11 protein-coding genes are annotated in these 14,110 nt (G+C 64.0%); 10 read left to right on the top strand and 1 reads right to left on the bottom strand.

What is annotated here, in order from left to right:
- Window positions 1–2,841: carbamoyl-phosphate synthase large subunit (gene carB, locus D3872_RS12920; protein ID WP_119811152.1), on the top strand; the 2,841-nt coding region annotated here is incomplete at its 5' end.
- Window positions 2,842–2,923: 82 nt separating this feature from the next.
- Here carB and D3872_RS12925 read toward each other — a convergent pair.
- Window positions 2,924–4,411 (bottom strand): aminotransferase-like domain-containing protein, encoded by a 1,488-nt coding sequence (locus D3872_RS12925; protein WP_119811153.1) that lies wholly within the window; start codon window positions 4,409–4,411, stop codon window positions 2,924–2,926.
- A 152-nt stretch (window positions 4,412–4,563) separates the two neighbouring features.
- On the opposite strand from D3872_RS12925, the gene D3872_RS12930 reads away from it, so the two are divergent.
- The 9 genes from D3872_RS12930 (at window position 4,564) to dapE (ending at window position 14,090) form a co-directional block, all read left to right on the top strand.
- Window positions 4,564–5,442, top strand: coding sequence for a DMT family transporter (locus D3872_RS12930; protein ID WP_229459308.1), 879 nt, complete (start codon window positions 4,564–4,566; stop codon window positions 5,440–5,442).
- 82 nt (window positions 5,443–5,524) lie between these two features.
- Entirely contained in the window at window positions 5,525–5,989 is a 465-nt protein-coding gene (locus tag D3872_RS12935) for a RidA family protein (RefSeq protein ID WP_119811185.1), read from the top strand.
- Window positions 5,990–6,096: 107 nt separating this feature from the next.
- Complete coding sequence (locus tag D3872_RS12940; protein ID WP_119811154.1) at window positions 6,097–7,290, top strand: aminotransferase-like domain-containing protein; 1,194 nt, start codon at window positions 6,097–6,099, stop codon at window positions 7,288–7,290.
- A 265-nt stretch (window positions 7,291–7,555) separates the two neighbouring features.
- Window positions 7,556–8,899, top strand: coding sequence for a diguanylate cyclase (locus D3872_RS12945; protein WP_119811155.1), 1,344 nt, complete (start codon window positions 7,556–7,558; stop codon window positions 8,897–8,899).
- 87 nt (window positions 8,900–8,986) lie between these two features.
- Entirely contained in the window at window positions 8,987–10,195 is a 1,209-nt protein-coding gene (gene dapC / locus D3872_RS12950) for a succinyldiaminopimelate transaminase (RefSeq protein WP_119811156.1), read from the top strand.
- Between the two features lie 22 nt (window positions 10,196–10,217).
- On the top strand, window positions 10,218–11,045 hold the full coding sequence (gene dapD, locus D3872_RS12955) for a 2,3,4,5-tetrahydropyridine-2,6-dicarboxylate N-succinyltransferase (RefSeq protein ID WP_119811157.1): 828 nt from the start codon (window positions 10,218–10,220) through the stop codon (window positions 11,043–11,045).
- A 254-nt stretch (window positions 11,046–11,299) separates the two neighbouring features.
- On the top strand, window positions 11,300–12,442 hold the full coding sequence (locus tag D3872_RS12960) for a PilT/PilU family type 4a pilus ATPase (RefSeq protein WP_119811186.1): 1,143 nt from the start codon (window positions 11,300–11,302) through the stop codon (window positions 12,440–12,442).
- 158 nt (window positions 12,443–12,600) lie between these two features.
- Window positions 12,601–12,960, top strand: coding sequence for an ArsC family reductase (locus tag D3872_RS12965; RefSeq protein WP_119811158.1), 360 nt, complete (start codon window positions 12,601–12,603; stop codon window positions 12,958–12,960).
- Window positions 12,957–14,090 carry a succinyl-diaminopimelate desuccinylase gene (gene dapE, locus D3872_RS12970; protein WP_119811159.1) on the top strand — a complete coding sequence of 378 codons (1,134 nt, stop codon included), beginning with the start codon at window positions 12,957–12,959 and terminating at the stop codon, window positions 14,088–14,090. The genes D3872_RS12965 and dapE overlap by 4 nt, the downstream gene beginning before the upstream one ends.
- Window positions 14,091–14,110: the final 20 nt, after the last annotated feature.

The following is a 14,110-nucleotide window of genomic DNA, read 5'->3' on the forward strand; positions in this document are numbered from 1 at the left end:
CCCGCATCGTTCGAGCCCAGCATTGACTATGTCGTCACCAAGGTGCCGCGCTTCGCGTTCGAAAAATTCCCGACTGCCGACACCCGCCTGACCACACAGATGAAATCGGTGGGCGAGGTGATGGCCATCGGCCGTACTTTCCAGGAGTCGTTCCAGAAAGCATTGCGCGGGCTCGAAGTCGGCGTTGATGGCCTGTGCCGGAGGATTACCGGTCGCACCGTAATCGAAGAAGAACTCCGCGCGCCAGGTCCGGAGCGGATTTTGTATGTCGGAGATGCGTTCGCACAGGGTTTTTCGCTGGAAGAGGTGCACGAGCTTACCCATATCGACCCGTGGTTCCTGGTACAGATCAAGGAAATCGTCGATATCGAACTTTGGCTGGAAACCCAGACGCTGGATGCACTCGACAAGGATATCTTGTTCAAGCTGAAGCAAATGGGTTTCGCCGACCGCCGTCTTGCGACATTGCTGTACACAAGAGAGCAGGTAGTGCGTGACAAGCGCCATGTGCTCAACGTCCGCCCGGTATATAAGCGGGTCGATACCTGTGCAGGTGAATTCACGACCAATACGGCGTACATGTACTCGACCTACGAGGAAGAGTGCGAAGCGCAGCCGACCGACAACAAGAAGATCATGGTCCTGGGTGGCGGCCCGAACCGAATCGGCCAGGGCATCGAGTTCGACTATTGCTGCGTGCATGCCGCGCTCGCCATGCGCGAAGACGGCTACGAAACCATTATGGTCAACTGCAACCCGGAGACCGTGTCAACCGACTATGATACGTCCGACCGCCTGTACTTTGAATCGCTGACGCTGGAAGACGTGCTGGAAATCGTCCACCTGGAAAAACCGGTCGGCGTCATCGTGCAATATGGCGGCCAGACGCCGCTCAAGCTGGCGCTGGCGCTGGAAGCGGCTGGCGTGCCCATCATCGGCACCTCGCCCGACATGATCGATGCGGCCGAAGACCGCGAACGCTTCCAGCAGTTGCTGCATGCATTGGGTCTGCGCCAGCCAGCCAATCGTAGCGCGCGCACCGAGGAAGAAGCACGCCGCATGGCACAGGAAATCGGCTATCCGCTGGTGGTTCGTCCATCCTACGTACTGGGCGGGCGGGCGATGGAAATCGTCCATGAACAAGTTGACCTGGAGCGCTACATGCGCGAGGCGGTCGAGGTCTCGCATGATTCGCCGGTGCTGCTCGACCGCTTCCTGACCGATGCGATCGAAGTCGATGTCGATTGCCTGTCCGACGGGAAACGCACCTTTATCGGCGGCGTGATGGAACATATTGAACAGGCCGGTGTGCATTCGGGTGACTCGGCCTGCGCGCTGCCCCCGTATTCCCTGTCGCGGGAAACGATCGACGAATTACGGCGCCAGACCGCATTGATGGCCAAGGGCTTGAACGTGGTCGGCTTGATGAATGTGCAGTTTGCGATCCAGCAAAACAAGGTCGACGGCAGGATGCGGGACGTCATCTATGTGCTGGAGGTCAATCCGCGCGCTTCACGCACGGTGCCGTTCGTGTCGAAAGCGACCGGCTTGCCGCTGGCGAAGATCGCCGCGCGCTGCATGGCAGGACAATCGCTGGAAAGCCAGGGCATCACCGAGGAAGTCGTGCCTCCCTATTTCAGCGTAAAGGAAGCGGTTTTCCCATTCGCGAAATTCCCGGGCATCGATACGATATTGGGGCCTGAGATGAAATCGACCGGTGAAGTGATGGGCGTGGGCAAGACTTTCGGCGAGGCCTACTTCAAATCGCAGTTGGGCAGCGGCGTCAGGTTGCCGATACCGGGCTGCGCGCATCCCGGCCGCGTTTTCATACGTGTCAAAAGGAGCGATCAGGCGCGTGCGGTTGCCATCGCGCGCCAGCTGGAATCGCTCGGATTTTCCATTGTCGCAAGCGAGGTGACAGCAACAATCATCGCCGCGGCAGGCATCGATGTGACCACCGTCGACGATGCAGAGATCCTGGAAAGGCTCGCCAGGAAGGAAATCGCGCTCGTCATCATTACCGTCGAAGAAAAGCGCAGCGCGGTCGTCGCTTCGTGCGCGATTCGCGTAGCGGCACTGAAGGCGGGCGCCCCGGCATATACGACGATAGGCGGGGCCGAAGCGGCAGTCGAAGCCATGCCTCATATCGACACCTATGAACTATATTCCTTGCAAGAGTTGCATCAGAAGGTATTGCCGGCGAGCACCGCACGTACAGCCAGGGCCGAGCGCCTGGTACCGAGCCCGGAAGACGTGGCAGCAGCGGCCATCACCGTTACACGGCGTGCCGAGCCCCGTGTCACGAAAATGGGCGGGGTGCCGGTGAATCTCTTTATCCGGCAACCTTTCACCGAATCGGATCAGGAGCAGCAACGCTTGATTGCGGAGGTTCTGCAGGTGATCGATAGCGCAAACGGCGCTCCGTACGCATTCAATTATCTAACCGGAATTCAAGCGGAAAGCGCTGCAACCTTCAAGAAGTCGTTTGAGCGCGAAGTCGAGGTGCCGTTCACTCCGCACAATTTCAGGCAGCACAGACTGGGATTGCTCGCACAGGCCGATGCGGTCATTAATATTCGTGTCGGCATGAGCGAGAGTAGTGCCTTTGAACTGGCCTATCATATTTTCAAGGGAAAACGCACGCCAATCTTGTTCCTCGTGTGGAAACATGCGCCGATCAAAACCACCTTGCTCAAGGAGCTGGAAGATTTGTGCGATGTTACCTATCTCGAATTCGACCATGTTAGCGACTTAAGACGGGGTATTCATCATTTCTTCAATACCAAAGTATTGGGGGGCGCTCCAACGTCCATCGAATGCGAAACCTGGGCCCAGGTGTGAGATTTCATCGTCGGTACGCAGTCATTTTCGGGATTCACAAAGCGAGTGCGCGCTAGTTCGGATGCCCAATGGCGACATGAATTCAAGGCTTGCCAAGCTGTCGTTCCAGGAATTCCCAGATACGCGGATCCTGCATCGCCGCCACATTCAGCCGCATGCGGGTGGACGGCAGCTGGCTGGGCGAGAACAGGCTGCCCGGGGCCAGCAGGATGCCTTCGGCCATCGCCCGTTCCGCCAGCAGGTTGGTGTTGCTGCCGCTGTCGACCCAGGCGAACATGCCGGCCGCCGGCGCCGGCCCGGCGTCGAGCCCGATGCGCTCCAGCTGCCGGAACACCTTGCTCCTCACCGTATCGAGGCGGGCCCGGACCCGGTCCAGGTGTTTGCGGAACAACCCTTCCGACAGGATCTTGTACGCGACCCGCTCGCCGATGTCGCTGCTGGTGAGCGTGCCCAGCATCTTGCGGTCGGCCAGCCGCTGCGCCCATTCCGGCGAGGTGGCGATGAAGCCGATCCGCAGGTTGGCCGCCATCGTCTTGGAAAATCCGCCCAGGTAGATGACCCGGTTTAGCTGGTCCAGCGCCGCCAGCCGGGTGGCCGGCTGCACCGCGCTGCCGGGATGCAGGTCGCAATAGATGTCGTCCTCGACGATCGTGAAGCCATGCTCCTCGGCCAGGCGCAGCACCTGGAACGCCTTGGCCGCCGACAGCGAGGTCGAAGTGGGGTTGTGCAGCACCGAGTTGATCACGTACAGGCGCGGCTTGTGCAGCGCCGCCAGCTCGGCCAGCCGGGCCAGGTCGGGGCCGTCGGCCAGGCGCGGGATGCCGACCAGGCGCGCGCCGGTGGCGGCGAACGAGCCGAACATCAGGAACCAGGCCGGGTCGTCGACGAAGATGGTGTCGCCGGGCCGCGTGAATTCGCGCGCCACCAGGTCGAGCGCCTGGGTCACGCCCACCGTGGTGACGATCTGGTGCGGGGCGGCCTCGATTTCATGCTCGGCCAGCTTGAGCTGGAGCTGCTGGCGCAGCGGCAGGAAGCCCTGGGGCGTGCCATAGCCCAGCAGCATGCTGCCGGGCTGGCGGCCGACGCTGCGCAGGGCGTTGGCGACGGCAGCGCCGTCCAGCCAGTCGGGCGGCAGCACGCCGGTGCCCGGAACGTGCGGCAAGGGATCGCCGCGAAACATGTTGCGGATCAGCCAGACCACGTCCAGCGGCTGCGGCTCGCCGGCGTCAAGGGGCGCCAGGCTCGCCGGCGCGGCCCCTGAACGCTCGCCGGTGTTCAGGGGCGAGCGCTCGCGCACGAAAAACCCGGCGCCACGGCGCGATTCGAGGTAGCCCTGGGCGACCAGCTTGTCGTAGCTGGCCACCACCGTGAACGCGGAGACGCCATGCGAAGCGGCGAAGCGCCGGATCGACGGCATGCGGCTGCCGCCGCGCAGCAGCTTGTCGTCGATCCGGATGCGAATCGAACGCACGATCTGGTCCATCAGCGTCTCGCCGGCATCGCGCGCGAGCAGCGGCGCCACAGGGGGGCCGGCGGCACGGCTCGGGTTGCCGGATGTTGTATTGGTCATTTCGCCGTCACAGTATGCGTAATTATCTGGGTAAGTGTATAGGTAGTGTACTGGTGCTTTCGGTTAGGATAACCCTATTGAACCCGAAAATCCACCGAAAGCCGCACATGCATGCAGAACGCACAGTCACCTCCCGCCCCGCCGCGCGGGCCATGTCCGACGAAACCCGCGGCATGCTGCTCGGCCTGGTGGGCGTCGCCATGTTCAGCCTTACCCTGCCCTTCACCCGGATGGCGGTGGCCGACCTGCCGCCGGTGTTTGTTGCCCTCGGCCGCGCACTGGTGGCGGCGCTGCTTGCCGGCGCCTGGCTGGCGTGGAAGCGCGCACCCGTCCCGCCCCGTTCGGCGCTGGCCTCGCTGGCGGTGGTGGCGGTTGGTTGCGTGATCGGCTTCCCGTGGCTGACCTCGGTCGCGCTGCGCTCCCTTCCCGCCTCCCACGGCGCGGTGCTGGTCGGCATCCTGCCGCTGGCGACGGCCGTGTTTTCCGCACTGCGCGGCAACGAACAACCCTCGGCCGGTTTCTGGGGCATGGCGCTGCTCGGCGCTGCGCTGACGGTCGGCTTCGCGCTGCGCCAGAGCGGTGGTAGCCTGCATCCGGCCGACCTGCTGATGCTGGGCGCGGTGGTATTGGGGGCGGCCGGCTACGCCGAGGGCGGGCGGCTGGCGCGGACGCTGGGTGGCGTGCAGGTGATCTGCTGGGCGCTGGTGCTGTCGGCGCCGCTGCTGGCACCCGTGGTGTTGTGGCTGACCTGGCCGCACCACGCGGCGCTCGCCGCGGCCGGACCGGCGGCATGGGCAGGATTCGCCTATGTGGCGGCATTTTCGATGCTGATCGGCTTCTTCTTCTGGTACCGGGGAATGGCGCTGGGCGGCATCGCCCGGGTCGGCCAGGTACAACTGGTGCAGCCCTTCATGACCTTGGCCGGGGCCGCCCTGATCCTTGGCGAACCGCTCGAAACATCGAATTTCGTGTTTGCGCTGGCCGTCATTGCCGTGGTGGCGGCGGGCCGCAAGATGCAGGTCAGGCGCTGAGCCTGGCGCCAAAAGCTTAGGCAAGTTGTCGTGGCCGACGTACAATACTGCCTTGTCTATTTTTACCGAAACCGGGAATACCATGTCCGTCTACGAAAAACTCAAAGAACTGAATATCACCCTGGCCCCTCCCGCCGCGCCTGCCGCGGCCTACGTCATGTACGCACAGACGGGCAACCTGGTGTTCATCTCCGGCCACATCGCCAAGAACGCCGACGGCTCGGTCAACATCGGCCAGCTGGGCAAGAACAAGACACTGGAAGAAGGCCAGGCTGCCGCGCGCGCCATCGCCATCGACCTGGTGGGCACCCTGCAGGAAGCCTGCAACGGCGACCTGACCCGCGTCAAGCGCATCGTCAAGCTGATGAGCCTGGTGAATTCGACCGCCGACTTCACCGACCAGCACCTGGTCACCAACGGCGCCTCCGAACTGCTGGGCGAACTGTTCGGCGACGCCGGCAAGCACGCGCGCTCGGCCTTCGGCGTGGCGCAGATCCCGCGCGGCGCCTGCGTCGAGATCGAAATGATCGTCGAAATCGCCGTCTGAACTAGACCCGGGCAACACTTATCCAGTGCGGCCCTTCCCGAGTACGCTTACCCAGCGTACTCTATAATGGCCTGGCACCCGCACGGCCCTACCTCTGTGAGACCAGCATGAAAATTGAAAATCCCAACCCGATCCAGTGGCGTTTTTCGGACCGCGCCAGCCAGCTGCAAAGCTCGTTCATCCGCGAAATCCTGAAGATCACCCAGCGTCCCGAGATCATCTCGTTCGCCGGCGGCCTGCCGTCGCCAGCCACCTTCCCTGTCGAACAGATGAAGGCGGCCTACGACAAGGTGCTGTCCGAGAACGGCAAGATGGCGCTGCAGTACGGCCCGACCGACGGTTACGCGCCACTGCGCGAATGGATTGCCGATTACCTGTCCACCGATAGCTGCAAGATCGTGCCCGAGCAGGTGCTGATGGTGTCCGGCTCGCAGCAGGCGCTCGACCTGATCGGCAAGGTGCTGATCGACGAAGGCAGCCGCGTGCTGGTCGAAACCCCGAGCTACCTGGGCGCGCTGCAGGCGTTCTCGGTGTACCGCCCTGAATTCAAGTCGGTCGAGACCGACGACCACGGCCTGGTGCCGTCGTCGATTCCGGCTGTGGCCGAAGGCGCGCGCCTGCTGTACGCGCTGCCGAACTTCCAGAACCCGACCGGCCGCAGCCTGTCGGTCGAGCGCCGCATCGAACTGGTGGAAACCTGCGCCCGCCTCGGCATCCCGCTGATCGAGGACGACCCGTACGGCGCGCTGAGCTACAAGGGCGAGCCCTACCCGAAGCTGCTGAACATGAACCCGGACGGCGTCATCTACATGGGCTCGTTCTCGAAGGTGCTGACCCCAGGCATCCGCCTCGGCTACGTGGTGGCTCCGCTGCCGCTGGTGCGCCGCCTCGAGCTGGCCAAGCAGGCCGCCGACCTGCACACCGCGCAGATCACCCAGATGGTGGTGCACGAAGTGGTCAAGGACGGCTTCCTGCAGCAGCACATTCCAAGCATCCGCACCCTGTACGCCAACCAGTGCCAGGTGATGCTGGACGCGATGGCCGAGCAGTTCCCGAAGGGCGTCCAGTGGACCCGCCCGGAAGGCGGCATGTTCATCTGGGTGACGCTGCCGAAGCACATCGACGCGATGAAGCTGCTGGACCAGGCGATCGCCGCCAAGGTGGCCTTCGTGCCGGGCGCGCCGTTCTACGCCAACGATCCGGAAACCAACACGCTGCGCCTGTCGTTCGTGACGGTGCCGCCGGAGCGTATCCGCGAAGGCATCGCCATCCTCGGCAAGCTGATCGCCGCGCAGATGTAAGCCCCCAGCTGATGGCAAGCGCATGGCTGCCGCCACACGCCTGCCATCGGTAGCAACGCCGCAGCCACCGGCGGTTGCGCGGCTACAACAAGCCCTCCCTCGCGGAGGGCTTTCCGTTTACAGAGGGGAAAGCCAGGAGGGATGTTCCAGTCAATACTAACCTTTGGGAAACATTTCTTGCTTGGCGAGATATCAGGGCGTTATTATCATCTGGAAGCATTTTTCTTCTAACTGGCCAAGGCCAAGCATGTAGCTTCCTGCCATTATGAATCTTCCAGCGCGCCGCGATGCCGCCATCCTGATAGTCGACGACGCTCCGGCCAACCTTGGCTTGCTGCGCAAGCTGATGATTCAGCAGGGCTACCAGACCTTCGTCGCCAATTCGGGCGAGCGCGCGCTCAGCATCGCGCGCCGCGTGCGCCCCGACCTGATCCTGCTCGACGTCGTGATGCCCGGGATGGACGGCCTGGAAACCTGCCGCCAGCTCAAGGACCACCCGAGCACCCAGCGCATTCCCGTGATCTTCATGAGCGCCCGCACCGGCACCGAGGACGTCGTCGCCGGCTTCGACATCGGCGCAGTCGACTACATCAGCAAGCCGCTGCGCATGGCCGAAGTGTGCGCGCGGGTGCGCGCCCAGCTGCAGATCCGCAGCACCAACGACAGCCAGCACGAGCAGGCCGAACGCCTGCGCACCATCGTCGACAGCATGGTCGAAGGCCTGATGATCATCGAAGCGTCGGGGCGCATCCAGTACGCCAACCCGGCCTGCGGCCGCTACCTGGGCTGCACGCCGGAGGCGCTGGAAAAGAAATCGCTGGACGACCTGCTATGCGCCCCGGTGGCGCAGGAATACCTCGACTACTTCGCGCGCTGCGCCGAGGAGCCGGAATTCGCGCCGCAGCCCGGTGCGCGCGAAGTCATCGTCCGCCGCTGCGACGGTTCGGGGCGCGCGATGGACCTGACGCTGGCGCCGATGGCGATGCACGAAACCCTGTTCATCGGCCTGCTGCACGACATCACCCACCACAAGCAGTCCGAAACCGCGCTGCAGCGCGCCGCCCTGCTCGACCCGCTCACCAAGATCGCCAACCGCCGCCACTTCGACAGCTTCATCGAGCTGGAATGGCAGCGCGCGGTGCGCAGTGGCGAGCCGCTGTCGCTGGTGGTGCTCGACGTCGACCACTTCAAGCTGTACAACGACACGCTCGGCCACCCGGCCGGCGACATCGCGCTGCAGCAGGTGGCCGGCGTGCTGCAGGCGCACGCGCTGCGCGTCACCGACCTGGCGGCGCGCTACGGCGGCGAGGAATTCGTGGTGCTGTTTGCAGCCACGCCTGCCGCCGACGCCGCGGCGCTGGCCGAAACCATCCGAGCCGAGGTGGAGGCACTGCAGATGCCGCATCCGCGCTCGCCGAGTTCCGGATCGATCACGGTCAGCATCGGCGTGGCCACCATGGTGCCGACCCAGCTCGACGACGTCGAAAAGCTGTTTGTCGCGGCCGACCGCGCCATGTACGGCGCCAAGGAAGCAGGCCGCAACCGCGTGGTGGCGGTCGACAATGGCGGCATGGCGTGGGACGCGGTCAAGTCGCTGGTCAAGCGCTAGCCCGGCACCGGGGCCGTTGGCAACGGGGCAAGCATATCGGCGTTATAATGAAGCCCGCCATTCCGCCTATACCACCTGGTACCCGCTGTGAATCCACACCTCGACAAACTGCACCCCTACCCGTTCGAAAAGCTGCGCCGCCTGTTCGAAGGCGTGACGCCCAATCCTGAGTACCAGCCGATCAGCCTCGGCATCGGCGAGCCGAAGCATCCGACGCCCGCCTTCATCCAGAAAGCGCTGGCGCACAACCTGCAAGGCATGGCCACCTACCCGACCACCCACGGCAGCGACCCGCTGCGCAGCGCCATCGCCAACTGGATCGAGCACCGCTACGGCGTCGAACTCGATGCCGCGACCCAGGTGCTGCCGGTGAACGGCTCGCGCGAGGCGCTGTTCGGCATCGCCCACTGCGTGATCGACGGCGCCCGCCCCGGCGCGCTGGTGATGTGCCCCAACCCGTTCTACCAGATCTACGAAGGCGCGGCCTACCTGTCCGGCGCCGCGCCCTGGTTCGTCAACTCCGACCCGGCCCGCAATTTCGGCTGCGACTACGGCAGCGTGCCGGCCGACGTGTGGCCGAACGTGCAGCTGATGTACATCTGCTCGCCCGGCAATCCGACCGGCGCCACCCTGAGCATGGACGACTGGAAGCAGGTGTTCGAGCTGTCCGACCGCTATGGCTTCGTGATCGCGGCCGACGAATGCTATTCCGAGATCTACCACGGCGGCAGCGCCCCGCTGGGCGCGCTGGAAGCCGCGCGCGAGCTGGGCCGCGCGGGCGGCGACAACCCGTATGCCAACCTGGTGGTGTTCTCCAGCCTGTCCAAGCGCTCGAACGTGCCGGGCATGCGCTCCGGCTTCGTCGCCGGGAATGCCGCCATCGTCAAGAAGTTCCTGCTGTACCGCACCTATTGCGGCGGCGCGATGTCGCCGCCGGTGCAGGCCGCGTCGGTGGCCGCATGGAGCGACGAAAGCCACGTCGTCGAGAACCGCAACAAGTACCGCGAAAAGTTCAGCCTCGTCACGCCGCTGCTGAAAGAAGTGATGGACGTCGAACTTCCCGACGCCGGCTTCTACCTGTGGGCGGACGTGCGCGGCAGCGGGCTGTCGGACGAAGAATTCGCCCGCCGCCTGTATGCCGAATACAATGTCACTGTCCTGCCGGGCAGCTACCTCGCGCGCGATGCACACGGCATCAATCCGGGCACCGGGCGGATCCGCATGGCCCTCGTCGCCGAAATCGACGAAGGGCTCGAAGCGGCCCAGCGCATCGTCCAGTTTTGCAAAGACCTCTAAGCACTCACCACTACGGACCATCATGACCCAACAATTCCAGAACATCATCGACACCGCCTGGGAACAGCGCGCCGAAATCAACCCGGGCAACGGCAGCGCCGAACTGCGCGACGCGGTAGCCCACGTCATCGCCGGCCTTGACGACGGCAGCCTGCGCGTCGCCCAGAAGGACAGCGGCGAGTGGATCGTCAACCAATGGATCAAGAAAGCCGTGCTGCTGTCGTTCCGCCTCGAGAACAACGCCGTCATGAGCGGCGACGGCACCATGCAGTTCTACGACAAGGTACCGACCAAGTTCGCCAGCTACACGGCCGACGACTTCGCCAAGGGCGGCTTCCGCGTGGTGCCGCCGGCGGTAGCGCGGCGCGGCAGCTTCATCGCGAAGAACGTGGTGCTGATGCCGTCCTACGTCAACATCGGCGCGTACGTCGATGAAGGCGCGATGGTCGACACCTGGGCGACGGTGGGTTCGTGCGCGCAGATCGGCAAGAACGTGCACCTGTCGGGCGGCGTCGGCATCGGCGGCGTGCTCGAACCGATGCAGGCCAATCCGACCATCATCGAAGACAACTGCTTCATCGGAGCGCGTTCGGAGATTGTGGAAGGCGTGATCGTCGAAGAGAACTCGGTGATTTCGATGGGCGTATACATTGGCCAGTCGACCAAGATCTACGACCGCGCGACGGGCGAAGTGACGTACGGCCGGGTGCCGGCGGGTTCGGTGGTCGTATCGGGCAATTTGCCATCGGACGACGGCAAATACAGCCTGTACTGCGCGGTGATCGTCAAGCGCGTGGACGCCAAGACCCGCGCCAAGACCGGCATCAACGAGCTCCTGCGCGGCATCTAAGCAAATCGGGGACAGACCCCAATTCGGGGTCAGACCCCAATGTTCAAATTCTTTTGCGCGAAGTCCCCGAACAAGATCGGGGACAGACCACGAACTCGAACAAGATCGGGGTCAGACCCCGATATATGAGCAGTTTTCAGCCGGTTGGCCGAATTTTGTTGGGGTCTGACCCCGAATTTGACCCCGAATTTGTTTCGGCCGGTTGGCCGAATTTTGTTGGGGTCTGACCCCGATTTTGGTAACAGGAGACGATGATGGCGATGGACCGTTTGTTTCAGTTGATGAAGGAAAAGAACGCGTCGGATATGTTCTTCGCGGTGAATTCACCGGTGCATATCAAGATCAACGGCAACCTGATCCCGATTAACCAGCAGAAGCTGGATCCGGAAAACATCATGTCGCTGCTGGCCGAAGTCGCTTCGCCCGAGCAGCTGCAGGAACTGGAACGCGATAACGAGCTGAACATGGGTATCTCGGTCCCCAACCTGGGCCGCTTCCGCCTGTCGGCGTTCCGCCAGCGCGGCTCCGTCTCCGCTGTGTTCCGCTTCGTGCCGGCGAATATTCCGGCCCTGTCCGAGCTCGGCCTGCCGCCGGTCCTGGCCGACCTGATCATGGAAAAGCGCGGCCTGCTGCTGCTCGTCGGCGCCACCGGCTCGGGCAAGTCGACCACCATCGCTTCGATGCTCGACCATCGCAACGAGCTGCGCGCAGGCCACATCCTGACGCTCGAAGATCCTATCGAGTATCTCTTCAAGAACAAGAAGTCGATCGTCAACCAGCGCGAAATCGGCAGCGATGCATCCAGCCTGCAGGTGGCGCTGCGCAATTCGATGCGCCAGGCGCCGGACTGCATCCTGATCGGAGAGATCCGCGACAAGGAAACCATGTCGGCCGCCCTCGCCTACGCGCAGTCGGGCCACCTGGTGCTGGCGACCCTGCACGCGAACAACAGCTATAACGCGCTGAACCGCATCATCAGCTTCTACCCGATCGAGAACCGCGCCGCGCTGCTGCAGGACCTGTCGTCCGCCGTCAAGGCGGTGGTGTCGCAGCGCCTGGTGCGATCAAGCGCGGGCGGCACCCGCCAGGCCGCCGTCGAGATCATGGTCAACACGCGCTACGTCGCCGACCTGATCGAAAAGGGCGAGATCAGCCAGATCAAGGAAGCCATCGACAAGAGCTTGTCGCCCGGCTCGCAGTCGTTCGAGTACGCCCTGCTGCAGCTGGTGCAGAGTGGCCTGGTCACCCAGGACGAGGCGCTGGCCAACGCCGATTCCGCCACCAACTTGCTTTGGCTGCTCAACAATGGCCCGGACAGCAAGGCTACCGACGCCGCGCCCGAACCCGGCAAGAAGGACGATTCGCCTTCCTTCACCGAGTTCACCCTCAATTCCTGAGCAAACCGGCCGCGCCCGGCGCGACAGTTCAGGAACGGCCTCCCTTCCGCCGCCGCGGCTGCCCATATGGTATGCTGCGCCCGTCCCCATGCGCAGTTGACGCCGTCATTTCCAGACTGGCGGCCGCTCGTCGCCCATGTACCGCACACGTATATAATATGAATAAAGTTCTCTACGGCATCCCCAACTGCGACACCGTCAAGAAGGCCCGCACCTGGCTTTCCGCCAACGGCCACGACTTCGTCTTCCATGATTTCAAGAAGCAGGGGCTGGAGCGCGCCACCGCCGCCGTCTGGCTCGAGCAGCTCGACTGGGAGGTGCTGGTCAACCGCAAGGGAACGACCTGGCGCAATCTGCCCGAGGAGCGCCGCGCAGCCGTCACCGGCAAGGACGCAGCGCTCGACCTGATGCTCGAATTCCCGTCGGTGATCAAGCGCCCGGTGCTGCAAGGCGCGGCCAGCCTGTCGGTCGGTTTCTCCGGCGCCCAGTACAGCGAGCTTTTCAAGGCCCGGCCATGATCGCCTCGCGCACCTTGCAGCTTACCGAAGCGCTGATCGCGCAGTCCTCGGTCACGCCCGAGGACAAAGGCTGCCAGCAGCGCATGGCCGAACTGCTCGAGCCGCTGGGCTTCGTGTGCGAGACCATCGAATCGAACGGCGTCACCAACCTGTGGGCGCGCCGCGGTACCGAGTCGCCGGTGTTCGTCTTCGCCGGCCACACCGACGTCGTGCCCACCGGCCCGGTCGACCAGTGGCACTCGCAGCCCTTCACGCCCACCCGCCGCGACGGCAAGCTGTATGGCCGCGGCGCGGCCGACATGAAAACCTCGCTGGCCGCCATGGCCGTCGCCTGCGAAGAATTCGTCGCCGCGCATCCGAAGCACAAGGGCTCGATCGCCTTCCTGATCACCAGCGACGAGGAAGGACCTGCCGTCGACGGCACCGTGGTGGTGTGCGAACGCCTGGAGGAACGCGGCGAGACGCTCGACTACTGCCTGGTCGGCGAGCCGACCTCGGCCCACGTCCTGGGCGACATGATCAAGAACGGCCGCCGCGGTTCGCTGTCGGGCAAGCTGCGCATCAAGGGCATCCAGGGCCATATCGCCTATCCCCAGCACGCGCGCAACCCGATCCACCAGGCCGCGCCCGCGCTGGCCGAACTCGCGGCCGAGCAGTGGGACCAGGGGAACGAGTACTACCTGCCCACCTCATGGCAGGTATCGAACATCCACGCCGGCACCGGCGCCAACAACGTCATCCCGGGCGAGCTGGCCCTGGATTTCAACTTCCGTTTTTCCACCGCCAGCACCGCCGATGGCCTGGAAGCGCGCGTCCACGCCATCCTCGACAAGCATAACCTCGAGTACGAGCTGGATTGGACGCTGTCCGGCCTGCCCTTCCTGACCCCGCGCGGCACCTTGTCGAACGCGGTGGCGCAGGCGATCGAAAGCGAGACCGGCGTGCACACCGAACTGTCGACTACCGGCGGGACCTCGGACGGCCGCTTCATCGCCCGCATCTGCCCGCAGGTGATAGAATTCGGGCCTCCGAATGCCAGCATCCACAAGATCGACGAACACATCGAACTGCGTTACGTCGATCCGCTCAAGAACATCTACCGCCGTACCCTGGAAAACCTGCTGGCGTAAGCTCGCCAAAAACCGAGAGA

Source organism: Massilia cavernae (assembly GCF_003590855.1).
Taxonomy (GTDB): Bacteria; Pseudomonadota; Gammaproteobacteria; order Burkholderiales; family Burkholderiaceae_D; genus Telluria_A; species Telluria_A cavernae.

Excerpts from the sequence above, each read along its gene's own strand:
- D3872_RS12925 (WP_119811153.1), bottom strand. The coding sequence starts at position 4,411 with ATGACCAATACAACATCCGGCAACCCGAGCCGTGCCGCCGGCCCCCCT.
- D3872_RS12930 (WP_229459308.1), top strand. The coding sequence starts at position 4,564 with ATGTCCGACGAAACCCGCGGCATGCTGCTCGGCCTGGTGGGCGTCGCC.
- D3872_RS12935 (WP_119811185.1), top strand. The coding sequence starts at position 5,525 with ATGTCCGTCTACGAAAAACTCAAAGAACTGAATATCACCCTGGCCCCT.
- D3872_RS12940 (WP_119811154.1), top strand. The coding sequence starts at position 6,097 with ATGAAAATTGAAAATCCCAACCCGATCCAGTGGCGTTTTTCGGACCGC.
- D3872_RS12945 (WP_119811155.1), top strand. The coding sequence starts at position 7,556 with ATGAATCTTCCAGCGCGCCGCGATGCCGCCATCCTGATAGTCGACGAC.
- dapD (WP_119811157.1), top strand. The coding sequence starts at position 10,218 with ATGACCCAACAATTCCAGAACATCATCGACACCGCCTGGGAACAGCGC.
- D3872_RS12960 (WP_119811186.1), top strand. The coding sequence starts at position 11,300 with ATGGCGATGGACCGTTTGTTTCAGTTGATGAAGGAAAAGAACGCGTCG.
- D3872_RS12965 (WP_119811158.1), top strand. The coding sequence starts at position 12,601 with ATGAATAAAGTTCTCTACGGCATCCCCAACTGCGACACCGTCAAGAAG.
- dapE (WP_119811159.1), top strand. The coding sequence starts at position 12,957 with ATGATCGCCTCGCGCACCTTGCAGCTTACCGAAGCGCTGATCGCGCAG.